The organism is Nocardia sp. NBC_01730 (assembly GCF_035920445.1).
GTDB lineage: Bacteria > Actinomycetota > Actinomycetes > Mycobacteriales > Mycobacteriaceae > Nocardia.
Window position 1 is genome coordinate 2014866 of sequence record NZ_CP109162.1, and the last position, 18217, is coordinate 2033082.

1 protein-coding gene (running past both ends of the window) is annotated in these 18217 nt (G+C 68.8%); it reads right to left on the reverse strand.

All 18217 nt of this window come from inside a single coding sequence — locus OHB12_RS08035, GNAT family N-acetyltransferase (RefSeq protein ID WP_327117624.1), on the reverse strand. Of the gene's 97350 coding nucleotides, 34967 precede the window and 44166 follow it; the stretch shown corresponds to coding positions 34968–53184 (codon 11656, partial, through codon 17728, complete); reading right to left, the first codon wholly in view occupies positions 18214–18216. Both the start codon and the stop codon lie outside the window.

The window sequence follows — 18217 nt, forward strand, 5'->3', positions numbered from 1 at the left end:
GTCGAATTCGGCATCGGTGCCGTGCTGGGCGACGGTTTCGCTGTTACGCACCCGCCACTCGATTCCGGCACTGTCCAGCGCGGACCGCAGCTGCTCGTCCGGTTTTTCGGGAAGATTGACATGATCGATGTCGTCGAGCGTGATCCCGCCGTGTATCTGACATTCGACCGAGTGGTGCTGCCGGAATGCCGACCCGGTGTAGTCGCGGTCCACCCCGCGCAGCGGCAGTTCCGCTTTCGTATCCGTTGCCAGGGCGGCCACCCCGAACGACTCGGGTTCGGGGTCGGTGAGCGGAGACGGAATTGTCCGGGCCCGGTGCCAGCCTTCCCGCGCACCACTGTAATTCAGCGAATCCGCAACACAGGTGGTCGTGCGATTGCGCACCTCCGACCGCAGCACCACCTCGATCCGACCGTAATTCGACAGATTTTCGGCCTGTAGCTCATACCACGTCCCATCGTGGTTAACCGTTGTGCAAAGACCGGTGGGGCGCTCAGCACCGAGCAGCAGATACCCGTAGACCGGACGCGACCTCGGGTCCGCGTCGGTAGCGATGCCGAACCACGTCTGCTCCACTTCGGCTCGGACTTCGCTGTTGCTCGCACCGGATGATTTTCCGGTCTCGAGCAGTGTCTTGAACCGGCCATCGGCGAGTATGCGAAGCAGCGATTCCTGAGTAACCCGCACGGCCACCGGTTTTCCGGCAAACAGGCGCTGCAACTCTTCGCGCATCTGCTGCCGGAGCACCGCCGGATCCCGGCCCAGCTCGCCCGCCAGCCGCAGTATCTCCTCGTCGATGGCGCAGTACTGCACGAGGTTCCGGTAGACAGCGGGATCCCGGAGTTCCGGATACCGGGCCATAAGTTCGTTCTCGCGCTGCGCTTGCGCGTCGTTCTCGCGCGCAGCGGCTTCCGGATCCGCGGCCGAATCGCCCTCGTAGACTTCGAGGAACGCCGCCAGCATCTCCCGATCCGGTTTCCGGAACGCCAGCCGGGGATCAGGTCGGTCGCCGCCCGGATCAAGGTCCTGGGTTTGCGCATCTGGCTGGTCGCGTGGCTCGTGGCCGCCATCGGGCGCAGGTTGCTCCGCGTCCGGCCGGTGGCCGATGAGCCTGCCGTCCTTCGGACCACGATCCGGACGCGGCCCCTTGCCCTCTTCGAACGGATCCCGCGGCGAACCGTCAGCATTGAAGACGATCCCATTGATCTCACCCGCCCCGGCCGCGGCAGCCTCGGCGATCCAGGTGTCCACGTCGGCGCCGCGGATCAGGCTGCCGAGGGCGATGTCGAACACCACAACCTCGCCACCATGCAGGCCGAGCTCAGGATGCCGGGCGATGTAGTCCTCGGTGACCTTGAAGATCGCGAAGGCGTGTGCGCCTTTTCCGAAGTCCATGGCGCCGGCCAGTACCCCGCCGTGCAGCCAGATGTGCCGGACCGCCCTGGTCAGCCCCTCCTCCCCGAAACCGAAGGGTTCCTCGGTCCAATCCGTGTCGAAGCGCTGGGCGAACTCGATACGGTCCTGGCCCGCGGTGCGGAACCGCGGTGCTCCCGGATCGGCCGGATCGATGTTCACCCCGGCCGCGCCGAGGAAGTCCTTGACCTTCAGCTGCACCCAAGCACCGCAGTTCTGCCGGTAGTCGTGCTGCTCTTCGACAAATTCCGCGCAGCCCAGCGGGGAGATTCCCTCCGGCACCGGTTCGGTCGACAAGCGACCGAATTCGACGGGTGCCACGGACCGCACCGGCATAGGCATGGATTCCGGTGGAGTCCCGCCGAGCTCCTCGATGCCTCGGCGTACCCGGGAGTTCATCTCGTCCGTGGCCCAGGGATGTCCGTTCAGCGCCCTGACCACCGCGACGACCGGCATACCCAGATGTCGGGCCACCGCCTGCGCCTGTGCCGACACCGGCGCACCGTCGGCGCCGAGTTGCTGATCGCGCACTGTCTCGGCGATGGTGCGCGCCACCGTCCGCAGGGTTTCCGCTGCCTGCTGCGGGGTGATGCCCAACCGTTCCGCGGTCTCGCCGGTAGTCCGGCCCTCTCCGAAACGCAGCCAGGCGATCTCCCGCATCCGCTCCGGGAGCACCTGCATCGCACGCCAGACCGCAACCGGTCCCGCCTCGGTCAGCGCCCGCCGATCGCCGGGATCGAAGGAGAAGGCGACCACGCGCCGATGCAGGTCCGCGAATTCCCGCCGCAGCTGATCGAGGTCGCCGGATACCCGGTCCGATCCGGTGGAAGATTCTCCCGGGGCTCCCGGCCGCGATCCCGGCAGCGCCGCCCCGCCCCGCTCGACGGCATCGGCGATCTCGCCGAAACCATAGGCCCGCAACAGTAACCGCGCGAAATGCGCGACCGCTGCCGCCAGCTGGGGTGGGAGGTCGGCGGCCCACCACTGTGGATTCCCCCGCAGGGTGTCTATCCCGTACAGCACATTGCCTGGCATCAGATCACCGGGCACGGCCCGGGACCGGATTCTGATGTCGCCGCCGTACCTGGCGGCGACTCCGGCGGGGTCGGCAGCTCCCTGGATATCGAGGACGCGACCATCCGGCATGCGCACCGCGCTGTGCACCGCGGGACGTTGTCCCTTGGAAACATCGTCGAAGGCGATGATGTCCCAGCCGGTCATGCTGTGCAGCGCACCCGCCAGATAGTGGCAGTGCGACCAGGCCAGCCACTCCACTGCCTGCCAGTCGAGCATGCCTGCCCGCACCACAAGCCGGGAATGCCCGTGGGAAGTCGGCCGATTGAGATCAACGATCAGCGGCCCCGTGAAGTCGGCTTGCAACACAAAGCGCTGCCATTCCGCATCGAACTCCATTGCCACGGCGATCGGATCCGGCGCCTGATCGACTCCGGCCGCGAGCACTGTCTCGGCCCGGTCGGCGATCTCGGCCTTCTGCCGGGCACTGTGACCATGCTCCCGGTACTCCGCAGCCAGGGAATCCAATTCGGCCCTGGTCTGTGCGGTCAACGGGCGTTCCCGGGCACCGTCGGCGCCGAACACGAAACCTCGGACCCTGCTCGAGACAGCCAGATCCTCCTCGTCGAAGGTGGTGATCGAGTCGCCGAACACATCGACCCGCCGGACCAGACCGGGGCGGCCGACCAGGACGAAAACCTCACCGTCGCCGGTACAGACCACTACCACACCGTTGGACTCCAGCGCCGTTCGCAGCTCGGCGCCGTCGTGGAAGGTCCGCGGCCGGGCGCCCAGCGCGGCGGCGAGCTCGAATACCGGAACGGCGCCCTCACCGGCTGATGCCGCTAGCGGCCTGATGGCCGGGTTACCGGTGACGGCGGCGGCGGTGGCCACCGCCCCGGGCACAGCAATGCTGCCGACCGACAACGTCGAAACCGGTTCCAACTCGGCGGTCAGCCGCCCCAGCTCCCGGGTGATCCGATTGATCTCCGCTATGACGTGGTCGACCTGTTCATCCAGCTTTTCCAATGCCGGCGGGAGAGGCCGGGGCCGGCGCTTCGGGTCGATACCGAGTTCCCGGCAGACCTTTTGTTCTTGATGCAAGAGGTCATCCAGGAACAACTCGGTCCGCACCCGCTCGCCGTGCAGTGCCTGCAGCTGTTCGGCGTCAGTGCTGAAATTCGAATACTCGTCCAGTGCTTCGAGGAAGCCGCTCAGTCGGTGCGCCAAGCCCGGGTCGGCGTCCAGCGCACCGCCGTCCACCAAAGCCGCGATCGGCTCCAGTCCAGATGCCGAACCAGGCTCCAGTACGGCCGGCGGAAGTCCCAGTTTCGCGGCCCGGCTGCGCATTTCCGCCTGAGCGTGCCCGGCGGCCAGATCACGCCGACGTACCGTGACGAACTCCGCGACCCGCTGCGTTTCGCCGATGCCCGACGTCACGGGCCTGCTCGTCGATAGCTGTCCGAACTCCTGGAGCTGCCGGGACTCGGCCGAAGGGGCTTGCGGGGGCGGGACTTTTCGGGCAATGCCGTAGACGAGCCGGACCGTTTCGCCCTCGGGGGTGGTGTCGGTGAAGTCACGGGTGGGCGCCCAATGCAGGTCCTCGTGCACCTGCAGCTGCTCGGTCTCCCAATCGACCTGCACACCCTCGGGCACCCACAGGTGTAACAGGTTCTTCTGGTCCAACCGGTGCGACAACTCCCGGGTGATCTCCCAGTTGACGGTGCGCGCCCAGAGGATCGGCGCGCCTCCGGCGGGCAGCTCGCCGACCAGCAGCAGCGGCTGCCTGGTCGGCACACTCTGCACGGCAGGCGCGGTGAAATGGTTGTCGGCGGCGTCCGTACTATCGGTGAAGTCGATTGCCCCCGAAGCGATTTCGGCGTACGCAATCGCCTTCTTGGCGGCCGGCGGCAGCGCGTCGAAGGTGTCCGCGGACACCGCCTGCGGCCCGAGGACGACGAGCAGGGTGCTGAGCCGGTCGATTTCGGCGCCGAAACGCACGTAGGCCTGGGTCTGCGCCACCAGCTCGTGGGCGCGCACGAAAGCCTGGGCGCTGTCCACGAGTTCACTCGGCAGTTCATCGCGTCGCTGCCGCAACAGCTCCCGGACCCTGGCGGCGGTCACCGCGTCCGCGGTCGTCCCGATCAGGTCGGCCACCAGTTCCGGCTGCGCGGCCGCCGTCGCCTCCACGGCTACCACCAGCTGCCGGGCGGCCTCGGTGCGGCCCTTCATGCCCGGCAGTTCCGCATCCACCAAGTCGCGGCCGGTGAGCTGCTCGTCGCGCTCGACCATGGCCGTGGACTCGCCGAGCAGGCCGGCCAGCTTCCAAGCGGTCCGGTCCGGATCGGCCCGATCCACCAGCTCGACCAGCTCGGTCAGCTGCCGTGCCCGCGCCGCGAGCTCGACCAGCTCGACCAGCTCCGGAACACCCGCCTGTTCCCCGAGCCAGCGCAGCGGATTGTCGTAATTCCGGAGTTCCGACTCCCCAACACCCTGGATGTCGAGAATCTGCGCCGTGATTGCGGTCCAATGGTTCGCCGCTGCCTCGAACAGGTCGGCCGGCGCGCCGCTGAAGTTCCGGGAGACAGTCCGGACGGCTGCCCGTAGCGTCTCCATTTTCACCCCGGAACCGATCCAGGCGACCAGCTTGCCCAACCGCGCCGAGGCGAGTACGCGCTGCCACCCGGCTTCGCCCTGGTACGACAGCAGGCGCTCGGCCTCGCCGACGACCTCCAGCAGCACGCTCGGCCAGTGCAGGTGCTCCGGGTCGATCTGCAACAGCCGGGCCAGCTGCTGCCGGACCGCGTGCAGCTGTTCATCGGCCTCCTGCCACGGCACCCTCAGCTCCGCGGCCAGCGCAGTGCGCCGGTCCCGAACCGCTTGCGCCGCATCGGCTCCGGTGATCGGCCGGACCGGCGCGCGATCCGGCCTCGTTTCGGCTTGCAGCGGCGGCGTGCTGCCGGTGGTGGTAGGCGAGGCCGACGACAATTCGGCGAAGGTCTTCTCCTCCGGAACCCGGCTCGCCGGGACACCGGCGTTGCCGTCCTGGTCCGGGCTGTCGCTGTGTGCGACCTTGAAATCCTCGGCCGGCTGCCGGAATCCAAGGTTGCCGGTTTCGTCGGCCAGGGTTATCGGGTAGCCGTACTCGGTGATGAACAGCGCCAGCACAGGCCAGTCGGCCTGCAGGCCGGTCGGCTGGAAGTCCTCGGTCACCTCGCCGGTGGCGTGGTTGTGGTACTCGATCCGGTAGCTGCCGTCGTCGTTCAGTTCGGCCAGGACCAGCTCGTCCAGATATCCGGGTTGGCCCGGCACATTCATGGTGACCAGCAGCACCCTGGGCTTGCCGGGAGCATTCCTGTTCCAATTCTCGGCAGCATCGCCGACCAGGCGGGCGATGGCATCCCGCATCCCGCGCACATGCTGCGAAAGCAGTGGGACGGTCCCCGGCATGCCGGTGCCGTGCAGCGCGGTTTCCACCTCGCTGATCAGCGTGCCGCCCATCCGGGCCGGGGGCATCGGCTCCATATCCGCGCGCCCGGCACCGATCCGGTTCACCACCCGCGGCGCGCACTGATACTGCTCATCGACATCCTCGTCGTCCCGGCGGTTGTCCGGCACCTCGACGGCCGAGCCCCCGTCGGCACCCGCCGCATCCCAGGCCGCCCAGCGGCGCGGCAGCGGACGACGGTCCCTGCTGTTCGGCGTCAGCGCCCGCCGCAGTTCCTCGAGTGCACTCTGATCGCCGTCGAAAAGCGCATGCCAGAAGGCTGCCTCCGGGCCGGTGAACAGCTCGCGGACATCGCGCGGCGGCCGGTCGCCTGCCTCCGGATCATATGCCGGGGCACCGCCGTGCCAAGCATCGCGGATTTCCTCCACGCGGAGATACGAGGTGAGCTGGGCCAGGTGCAGGACCACATCGGTGGTCTCTTTGCCGTAGCCGCGGTCGTTCTCGGTCAGCGTGACGGCGAAGGTCTGCCCGGCCACTCCGGCCTGCTTGGCCGCGATGGTCAGCGCATCCGCGGATGCGGTGCCACCGGCGAACTGCACCGTGCGGGTCGGGCGGGCATTGCGCACCCGCTCCCCGAACGGGACCAGTCCACTGGCCCAACGACGTTCGCTGACCAGACCGCTGCCGGCCAGCACCACCATCTTCGACGCAGTTGTCTCGGGATCAGCCGGGACCACCCGGGTGACGGCCCCGAGCATGTGCTCATGCTCCTGTGCCGCGGTCGGCCTGCCGGTCTGGTCCATCCCCAGCGGAACCACCTTGATTCCCGCTGCCGCCATGGCATTCAGGATTTCCCGGCTCAGGTCAGAGGGTCCGCAGTACACATCGGGATGGTCATCCGGGTCGATCTCGCTGATCTCGCGGTCGTTCAGCTTCTCGAAGACTTCGTGGGCCAGGGCGTCGAAGCCGAAGAACTCCACACCCGCGGCCTTCATCTTCTCGGCATTCTCGATCAGGTACTGCCCGATCGCCGCATTGCTCGGATCGTCGGCCAGCACCACCACATCCACGCCGTCGACCAGGTCCGGCCAGGTCGGCTCCTGCGTCTGCTGCCACCGCCGAACCAGCTCCGCCGCCTTGGCATCGGCGCCGTCCCCGACCACCGGTGGCAGCTGGGCATCGGCCGCTGCGGTCAGTTCGACCAACCGGTCTTGGGTCCGGGAGGACAGCTCGGCGAAGGCTCTCGGCGTCACGGCCGCGGCCGTCGGCGCCAGCAGTTCGGTCAGCCGCTGGATCTCGGCATCCAGCCGGGTCACAGCCTGGGTGTGCCGGATCAACTGCTCCAGCTCGGCGAGAATGTCTCGCTGCGCCAGCAACTCGCTGACGCCGTCCGGACGGTACTGCTCCGGGATGTCCTTCAGCGTTCTGGTCCACGCATCGACCAGGCCGGTGCTCAGTAGCTCCGCGTCGAAGTCGGCGAATTTCTCGGCGACCACGGTGCCGACCGCGGCCTGCAACACGTCCCGCGCAGTCACAGTCCGCCGGGTGCGCTGCGCGGACAGGTCTGTCGCCGACAGCTCGAAGCGCTCCGCGAGTTCATCCCGCAGTGTCACAGCGCGGTCGCGCTGGGCGAGCATGGTGTCCAGTTTCCCGGCAAGCTTGTCGGGGTCGAGGAGATCGACAGTCTCGACCAGTTCCGCCAGGCCGCGCAGCCGTTCCACCAGCACCGCCAGCACCTGCAGGTCCGGGAGTTCGGCCATACGCGCGAACTCGCGCAGCATCCCGCTGCCTTCCGGCTGCATGACCAGTTCCGGCGCACCGGTGATGCCGAGCCGGGCCATCAGCTCCTGCGCCCACCGCGCCCGGGCGAATTCCAGCCGGCCTGCCCAGCGCGTCGGGATCGGCAGCCAGCCGCTGTCATGCCGCACGGCACCGCTTCCGGTCCGGATGGCCACGAAAGCCTCGATCCAGATCGGGATCTCGCGCACCGCCGCGGAGCGGCCTGCCGCCCTGCGCTCCTGCGGATCGGCGACCAGCAGGTGGTGGTCGATCTGGTCGAACAGGTCGAAGATGAACTGCAGCGGGTAGCCGCGCTCCGGGCTGATCCCCAGCTGTTTGGCCAGGATCCGCCAGGTCCGGTCCAACTGCTCCTCGGCATCCGCTGCCGCCACCCCGAGCTCCAGCACCAGCGCCCTGCGCCGCTGCACCAGTTCCAGCACAGCCCCGGTCGCCGACTCCGGCAGGCCTGCCTCGGCGACCTCGCGCACCGACTGCGCAAGCGCGGCGTCCAGCTCCGCGTCCATGGGATATCCAAGCCAGCGCAGTGCCGCCCAGATCCGCTGCCGCAGTGCGGGATCGGTCACCTTTCCGGCATTGCCGAGCCGCAGGTTATCCACCGTGCTCCCGGTCGCGCCTGCCACCGTGGCCACATCGGCCAGGGTGATCCTGCTGCGCCGGTACCGGTGGGAGCTGGTATCCGGCATAGCCGGGGTGAAGGCGGGGGTGCGGTCGACCGGGCCGGTCTCGTCCCGGGTGCCGATGATCCGACGGTCAGCCAGACCGTGCGGCTGCCTACCGTGCAGCGGGATCTCCGCGTCGCTGGGACTGCCGAAGACAATGGCATCGATCTGGCCGACATTGCGGCCTGCCGCCTGAATCCAGGCGTCGATCGCCGGACCGATGATCCACCGGCCCTCGAATGCACCCGGGAAGCCGTTGTCGTGCACCACAATGTCGCCGACATCGACCGGCCCGTCCAATTCCGGGTTCTCGTCGATCAGCTGCTGGGTCACCCGCGTCACGACGAAGGCGTGGTCGCCGCGGTCGCCGCAGTTCATCACACCGGCGAGGGCATGTTTGCCGAGATCCCGGACCTCGGCTACCGCCGCGGCCAGGCCCTCGGCGCCGAACCCGAGTGGCTCGGTACGGAAGTCCGCGTCCGCACCCGCCGCCATGGTCAGATCGGAGGTGCCTGCAGGGCGCGTGACATGCCGCGGCACCGGGCGCATCCGGTCCGCGGCGGGGCCTTCGAGCACCGCGTGCAGCACCTCGTGCACCAGCGAGACACAGATACTGCCGGACAGGTCGTCCTGGTCCTCGGCGGGCGGGTTTTCGTAGTCGGCCAGATCGACGACGGGCCGCAGGGTGACACTGCCATCGCCGCTCTCCGGAACTCGCCCGCGGCCTCGGCCGCCGGGACCCCGGTGGTTCTCCAGCATCAGCTGCGCGCCCAGCATGAAAATGCCGAGGCCCAGCCCGAAGAACCCGGGTCCCCGTCCGGACGGACCATCCGTCAGCTCGGCAGGCGGCGTACCCGGGTCCGGGAGCCGGTAGCCGACGATCAGGGCGGCCAGCCGGATCCGCCACTCCAGGTCCGGATCCATGTTCGTGCTGTCGCCGTTGGCCACTCGGCCGACCGAAGCGGTGGAGCAGCCCGCCACCCAGGCCACCGCGGCCTGAGTCCGCGGGTTGGGAATCCGGCGGCGCCCGGCGGCGTCCCGGATCACCTGCTCCCGCCGCGCGGCTGCCGGATCCGTCTCGGTCACCGGCACCCGGTCCTCCTCCGGGCGCAGCAGCTCGACGACCTGCTCGACCGGCACACCGGCCTCGTCCGCGACCTGCTGGGCGATGGACGGCCGGGACTCGTCCTGCAGCTGGTGGATCCGCTCCAGCATCTCGACCACGGTGAGTTCCTGCGGCGGAGTCGCCACACTGCCGTCCCCGATCGCAGGCGGATCCGACTCTCGAACAGTGGTATCCACCGGACCAGGCAGCAGCGTCTGGCCCGCACCGATCATCGCCGCTATTCCGGCGAGCGGGTCCAGGTCCCAGTTCGCGGTCTGCTGCACGGCGTCGAAAATCACTGTGCCGTCATCGGTTTCCACATCGATCCGGCCGTCGAGGAACAGCCGCACCGCGCCCTCGCTGCGCTCGGCCACTGCGGCGACCGCAGCCACCCGACCCGGATTGCGCACCCCACCAAGGTCAGCAGGCAGGCGACGGTGGCGCAGCTGCAGTGCGGCTGCCAGGGCACGACGGTGGGAGCGGTCGTCCACCGGCTGCTGCCGGGAGATCACCGCCTCCACCGTCGCTACCGGCACCCCGGCCGCAGCCGCCACTTCCGCTGCGGTCGCTTGCGGATACGGATCCGGGTATGCCTCCGGATCCACCGCAATGTCGCTCGGCAGATTCAGGCGGTGCTCCTGGGCGGCATCGGCCACCGCGGCCGCGGTCTCCGGGCGCACCGGAATGCCCTTCAGCACACAGAGCACCGTGCCCACCGGCACCGCGGCATCCACCGCCACGGCTCGCCACAGCGCCAGCTGCGGCTGGTCGTACCCGAATTCCTCGACCGCCGCCCGCAGCTGGACCGCCGCCTCGGCATCCACCTCACCACCGGCGAACCAGCGCACCACGACATCCCGGTCGATATCCCGAGTCCGCGCCCGCCGCTCGGTCTTATCGCGCAGATCGCGCATTCGGTGTGGCGGGTCCGGCAGTACGGTCGGCAGTGACCGCTCATCGCCACGGGGGCTGCCGAACAGTTCGGTGACTCGGTCTCGGGCCGCACCCTCGGCACCGACATTCTGGATTGCCGACCCGTCATCGGGGGAGACCAATGTCTGGTTGCGCTGGTTGACTTGGTAGCTGCAAATGCCACTGCGCTCGTCGTACTCGAACCTGATGGTGTCGCCGCGGAGGCCGGCGGTCTCCATGGTCAGCGTGAGATGCCGGTTGTTCTCCGCACCGGTCACCCCGGCTTTCAGGATGAGCGTGCGGTAGCCCGACGCCGTCCGTTCCCCGAGCACCCGCCGCATGACCGCCACTGCCATGTCGCGATCGCCGAATGCCCGCCAGCCCCCGACCATGTCGATCAGCCGGACCGCCGCACCCGCGCGCACCTGGTCCGTTTCGGCCAGTTGCAGCCCGATTTCGACCCCGTTGTCGCCCGGGTCCACCTGGAACACCACGATGCCTTCGGCCACGAAAGACCAGACACCAAGCGCATTCGGCTGCCAGGAAGTGTCGGCAGGCAGCGCCGAGAAGACTGTCAGCAGCCAGCGCCGGGTGCCATGGTCGATATGCGTATACCGGTCGAGCCAGCCGACCAGCCGGATGATCGTCCGGTACCTGTCGACGCCGAATTCCCTTGCTGCCTGGTGCAGCCGCTCGTCGGACAGCACGTCCACCCGGTCCAGGCGCAGCCAGTGCCTGACCACTCTGGCTGGGACACCTTCGGCCTGCACTCGCGCCTTGAACTGCTGCAACAGTGACAGCGCCGCCGCGGCATCACCGGCCCGCACTGCGGCGACGAGCTCCTCCGGCCGCACATACTGCGGATCATCCGGCGATGCGGCATTGAACAGATCGGACCGCAGCGTCTCGGTCCCCTTCCAGTGGCCCCGGCTGCCGCGCCGGCCGTCCGGGTCCAGCTCGGCCATGGCCGCCTCGCGCTCGCCGTAGCGGAACGTCCGGGTCTTGCCGCGCTCCACCTGCAGCAATAGCTGCAGCCGACGGTTGCCCATGGTGTTCGTCGCATCGTTGGGCTGTGGGCCGCGCACCTCGACGGTCACCGCGGCCTCGGTGAAGTTCGACTGCTGCAGCGTGTCCAGTTCAGCCAGCAGGTTCTGCAGGGATTCGTCGCGGCCCACCAGCTGCGCCCACCCGCCGATCAGCTGGACCGCGCGGCGCACCAGATCCAGCCGGGCCGGGTCGGCGCGAACCACCCGCACTTCGAAGGTGATCGAGCTGTTCCCGGGGTGCATGGTCACCGTCAGCAGCCGGGTGCCGTGTTCGTCCACGAGCTGCAGGGTCCCGGCCAGCGAGCCGTCGAGCATGGTCCGCACTTCGGGCCGGGCGCCCTGGGCCACCAGCTCCTGCGCCATGGTCTGTGCGAGCGCCCGGGCGGCCGAGTCGATACTCCAGGCCAGCGGCACCGGCTGCGCGTTGGCCGGCAGCGGCCCACCCGTTTCGGTGACCAGCTCACCGTCCCTGCCCCGCGTGGGCCGGGTGAAGAATTCGCCGATCACGTATTCCGGCGTGCCGGAGACCGCTGAGACAAGGGGAGGCGCCGACCGGCGGAACAGCCCTCTTCCCGGCTCCAGCGACCCGGTTGCCAGCGTACCCACCGCGGGCGCCGCCACCCGTGCAGGCGGTGCGGCCGGTGCGCTCGGCTCCCGTTCGAACGGCTCGAGGGTAGGCATTATGAGCGTTCTCGGGGTCTCCGAAGACCCGTCTTCCTCGCGGTAGAAGAACCATTCGCTCTCCGACTCGGCATCCACCACGGACACCTGCATCCACCGCCGGCCCTCGGCGCCGTACACATCGACCAGCACAGTGACGTTGTCGTAGCCCTGAGCAAGCTTGCCGCCGAGGTACTCCGCCATGGCGGCACGGACCACATCCCGGTTCGGATGCTCAGCCCAATCCGAGAGCACATCGACCAGCCCGCGCCCAGCATCCGCCCACGGTTCGCCCTCGATCAGCTGCGCCTCGATCAGGAGCGAGTCCTCCCCGGCCACCTGCACCTGCAGCCGCGGCAAGTCGTCCGCGTCCAGCACCTCCAGCAGATTCAGCTCGCCGCGTTCGATCCGCAGCCGCATCCCGGCATCCGTCATCGCCGTGACCAGCGTCAGCGCCCGATCCATGGCGGTTCGATCCACCTGTGGGAAGTCGGCGCGGAACGCCTCGAAGACTTCCCGGGGGCTCGGCGGCTGCTGCTCCGCGTCGGCATCGCTCGAGGCCGCATCGTCGGCGGCTGGCCCGTCCTCCCGGGCGCCCAGCGGCTTCTCTGGGCCGCCGGTCGGCTCCTCGCCTTCGGCCAATCGCAGTTTCGCCTGGATGTCCTGGTCGAACAGCATGACCTGCGCCGCGAGCACGCCCCGACCGGCCCGAATCACCCAAGCGTCCACCGCATCCCGGCCGACGATCCAACCTTCGTTCATCCGAGCTTCCGGGTCGGCGTCATCGAAGACCAGGATCTCGTCGAGATAGTCTTGCAGCTGCGGGTATTCCTCGACCAGCGCCTGGTTTACCCGTACGACGGCAATGGCATGCGCGAAGCGTTTGCCGAGCTCCAAAGCGCCGATCGCCAGGCCGATATCCGGCCGGGTGCGGGCAAGATCGACCAGATCAGCCAAGCCGGCCGGTCCGGGATCGAGCTCCTCCGGATTCCATTTCGCGCCAAGGTCCTTGGCCATACTCTTGCCGAACAAGCCATTCAGGGCAGCTTTGCCGTCCTCCAGCGAGCGCGGGCGCATCCCGGTGGCATTCGGCCCGGCCGCGATGGCGACCACGTTCTCCACCTTCACCCCGCACAGCGGCTCCGGCTTGTGCGCGGTGAAACCATAGTTGGCCTGGGCAGCATCGTGGCCGAACCGTTGTCCGATCTCGGCCAGGCTGTGGACCATCGCGTCGGTGGCGATCACACCGAAGTCCGCGGCGAAATCGTCGACCGGCTGGGAACCGGCCGCGGGCAGATCGGCCAGCAGCCGCGCCTGCTTCTTCAGCCAGTCGAATTCCCGATCGGCTTGGCCGAATTCGGTCACCGCCCCGACCAGCACACTCAGATCGATGTGCCGGTCTCGCAGTGCTGCCAGTTCCGCCACCCGATAGGCAGGGGCTGCATTCAGCTGCCGCCGGATCCCATCCGGGGTCAGCTCGGTCGCCGAGACTCCGAAACCCTCAGCCAGGTCGGTCAACGCCTGCGCCCGCAGCGTGCGCAGCTCGCGTAGCCGGTTCGGGCCGAAGACGGTCTCGGTGGAAAGCCCGAGCTTCGACTGCAGCTGCTCGGCCCGGGCTCGGTAGTTCTCCCGGCGCGCATATCTCGTCGGCAGCGCATCGGCCAGCAGGTCCAGCCCGCGGACCGACGGGACCTGCGCGCCGACCCGCGCCCGAAGATGCCGGACTTCGGCATCCAGCACGGCCAGTTCCGTCGCCTTCCACATCAGCTCCCGGATCCGGCCATCCTGAGCGGCGCGAGCCAGTCGCTCGACCCAGCCGCGGACTCGGCGTGCGTTCACACCATCCATCTCGCCCCGGATCCAGGCGGCGAAATCAGGGTCGAGATCCGCGGCTGCCGCCAGGGCCGCATCGGCGATCGATGCGATCAGCAGCTGCTGCCGGGACAGCACCCGGGCTAGTTCCTGGAGCCTGGTCTCGGTGTCGAGCCCGGCCCAGAACTCCGCGGTGCGGTCGTCATCCTGGTACTGCCGAAAACGCTCCTGGGTCTGGTAGATCGCCAGCCTGCGCGCCGCGAGCCCGGCCAGCTCGGCATGGGTGGTCGCGTGCTCCGGCTCCGGATACTCGACGGCCAGCTCCTGCAGCATCTGGTCGATCTCGTTCGGGGAGAACCGGTCGAACCGCTTGCCGGAATTGGGCTTTGCCGTCTGCAACACGCTGATCAGCTGCTGCATGTCCGCTTTCGCCTTGGCGAATTCGACACCGAACTCGTCGATCGCATGCCGCAGATCTCGATTCGGGTCGCGGAACCAACGGAATTCCTCGCCCGCGAGGGCCGAATCGACCAGGTTCAGCGGGCTGAGGATCTCCATCGCTTCGCGAAGCGTCTCAGCCCGCGCCGGCTCGGCATGCAGGTGGTTCTCCGGCCCGTGGTCATGCGAGTGCAGCCGGCTGTGCGCTCCGGTGTCGGCCGCGACCTGCCCCGCCAACCGTCGCCCCGGCGATATCGGACGTACGGTCGGGGCGGTTTCCTCGGTGACTGCCGCCACCCGGATCACCGCGACCACAGCCCGGCCTTCCCAGGTCTCCGCCATCGCCTGTGCTCGCCGGCCGGCGGCCGTCATGGCTGTCTGCACCGCCTCCAGATCCGCCGTGCTGTCGTATTCCAGGCGGTCCACCCGGCCGGCGGAACTCGGTTCCCCCCACACAACGTTCAGTTCCAGTACACCGTCCCAGGTGTGCCGATAGGACTGCAGCACCATCGGTGGGGTGCCGGTCTGCTGCTGCACCGTCGGGAACATCGAGACAGCCGAATCGACCAGGCGCAGGGCATCATGCAGCCCCCGCTGCTCTGGTCCGAGGTCCACCGGCTGCGCAAGGCCGGCCTGGACCACTGCCATATTCGCCTCGAATCGCACCGCCGCGGGCAGCCCGAGCGCGTGCCGCAGCGCATCCGGATGCCGTTGCAGCAGAAGCTTCCGCACATAGGGCGGCCAGCCGTGCCACGCCTCGGCATTGCCCCCCGCCATCCCAGCCAGATCGGCAGGCGACGCGGTCACCGCTGGGCGCATATCGGCGATGTCCACCATCAGGAACCAGCCCAGTGCATCCCGAATGATGTGGTCCGGGTCGACGCCGGCCGGGGCCTCGGCCATCATCGCAGCCAAAATGTCCGCGCCACTGCGGTCGCCGGCCTGCAGCGTCACGGCCGGACCGTCCCCGACTGCGACCACCAGCTGCCGCTGCTCGTCAAGTTCCGCCCGCAGCACCCGCACCCGCGGGTGACCGGGCAGGTGGAAAGCCCAGCGCTGCAGCATCTTCAGCTGGTTGACCCAGTCGTCGAGCTCGGCCTGCCACTCGGTGTCCGCCGGAGTCGAATCGCGGTTGGCGCCCAGCGCATCCCGCTCCTGCCGCAACCGCTCCCGGTTCAGCTCGTCTGCGATCGCCTCCGGCAGCTCCGCGGCAGTGGGCAGTTGGGCCCACGCCTGCGCGATCGGATCGGTCAAGTGCGCCAGGAGCAGCGCCCGGGTGTCGGCATCCCACCGCTGCCACTGCTGCGCCTGTACTTCGCTGCGCACCCGCGGCATGGCGCTCATGACATCCGACTCGTCCATCCCGGCGAAGCGGGCGTCCAGCTCGGCGCTCACATCCTCCTGGAACCGCGTCCACAGCGCCGCTGCCTCGCTCAGCCGAGTCTCATCCGGCTCCGGCAGGAAGACCGGTCGGGGTTCGACAACGCGGGCGGGGTTCACGGCATCGGGTTGTGGCGCACTGTCGGCGACCACATCGACCGGCTCGGGTTCGCTCGCCGAGAGCGCCGGGTCGACGGTCGCAGGCCGGTCAGGCAGCGCGGCGTCCCGCCGGACCAGGGCGACATTCGATGTCGCACCGTGTGCCGGGAAGGCGGCGTGTGCCGCGGCAGCGGTCAGCAGCGCGTTTCCGGCTTCGTCCACGACGACAATGCGAATCCTCGGCTCGGGTCCGCGGCCGATCCGGCGGGCTTCGACCAGCGCTTCCATGTCCCGGGCGAACCGCTCCGGGTTGGTGCCCTGCCACACCGCCACCGCCATCCGACCGGGACCCTGGGTATCGAGCAGGGTTTCGGCGAGATTCATCATCCCGATGCGCAATACACCCGGGGTGGGCTCGCCCCTGGTGACCAACACGGTGATCTCATTGGCATCGGTCAGCGTGCTTGTTCCGACGAAAGTCCGGTCCTGCGTCGGATTTCCAGTCAGCGGAAGCGCAATCGGGCGAACCAGATGCTGCTGCCAGTCGAGGAACAACAGCCGGTCGGCGCGGTTCAGCGCCGCCCAGAACGCCGCCGACCGAGGCGTCCGCTCGGGCCGGTCGTGCATCGTCCGCGCCAGTTCGCGCAGCACGGCTTCGGCACGATCGGCATCGATGATGCCATCCAGCCCGGCGACCAGATCCGCGGCATCCCTGGCCAGCTCACTGCGTTCCAGCTTGGTAAGCCCCTGCCAGAGCCGTGCGGTCGTCTGCGCCGAGAGCCCGGCCCCGAACATCGGCCGCAACGCCGAACCGGGCCCGGGTTCGGTCGTGCTCGATTCGTAGTCCGCGAGCACGAACCCGGGCTGGCCTGCGGGCGCGGGACCGGGCAGCTCCCGCACCGTGTCTGCGCCGAGCAACCGCTGCGCCACCTGCGCCGCCGCGATCCCGTCACCCCGGCCGACCAACACCACGTCCGGCTGCCCGTCACCGATCGCCGCGGCCAGGTGTCGGAACAGCGCCTGCCCGTCCCGCTCGGCCGGATCCACATCGGGCGCGGCACGATCGAACGACACCTCGTCGAGGTCCACCGGGATGGACACAATCATCGCCGCACCGTCCCGGAGCAGCTGTTCGACCTGACCGTCTTGAAGCAGCTGTTCGGCCTGGAAGAAGCCCGCGGCAGCGTCGGCCTCTGCCTCCGGCCCCACCCGGCGTGACACGGTCTGCGACACATATCCGAACACCCGGCTCGCCGTGTCCGGGTCGCCGATCTGCACCACGATCCGTCCCCGGTCGGCTTCGTCCCCGTCCGGATCGCCGGTGGCCAGCAGGTAGACCGGAAGCGGCGGTTGCGCTCGCTGCAGCAGTTCCTGCAATGTCTCCACGACGGCCAAGGTCGCTTCCAGCACCAGCGCGCGCTGTGTCTTCGCCTGGGTGACCGGTGGCCGCGCTCGGGCATTGATCCCGTCCGTCACCTGCATCAAGTTCAACGCATTCCGCGCCACTGGCGACGGCACCCGCCTCGGCGCGGCGTCGCCTTCGCTGTCCTGGACCTCCGCTGCGGCATCGGGCGACTCCGGCTCATACGTGCCATCGGCCAACCCCCGCATCACGTTCAGCGTTTTCCAGTCCGAATCCGACAGGTCCCCGCGGGCGTCCGGACGCCCCCACGGCCAGGTCGCGAGCAGCCCGTTCAACAGCGCAGTGTCGTACTCATCGAAGGCTGCCTCGGGTTTCTCCCGCTGCTTCGCGAACTCGACCATCTGGCCCAGAATTCGGACCCGACCGAGCGCCTCGAGCAGCTCCTGCACCTCATCGGCAGCCACATCCCGCACCGCCAGCAGCCGCTGCCCCAGGTCCCATTCCTGGTCATCGGACAAATCGGCGACGAGTGTCGGGTCCAACTCCCCAGCCCGGAGAATCGCATCGAGCGACGCCATGCCACGCCTGTCTCGCAACGCCTGCGCGTCCAGCTCGGCCAACCGTGGGTTGTTCAGTTGCTTTGCCAGCGAACGAAGTTCGACGTCCACCGCTTCGATGTCGCGCTCGGTGTTGGTCCGGCGCCGGACCAACACCTCCAACGCCCGTACCTGGCGCTGCAGTTCCACATCCTGCGGGTTGTCCCGCAGTTCCGCTGCCAACCGGTCCAGCAACAGCACCCGGACTCGTAGATCGAGGAATTCCACGGCCAGCTCGGCGATCTCCGGTTCGTCCAGGTCGTGGAGCCGGTCGATATCCGCGGGCGTGATGGTGTCCGGGTGGATGTCATGCGGCTCGCCCCTGTTCGCCAACTGCCCGGCCAGCGAGCCACTCTTCGCTTCGAAGAACCTGCGCAAGTGTCGCAGTGCACCGCCCAGCCCAGGGGCGGCCGCCGCACCGGCGGCCAACGGTTGTCCCAGCGCCTCTTCCAGCGCTGCATCGGACCTCCGG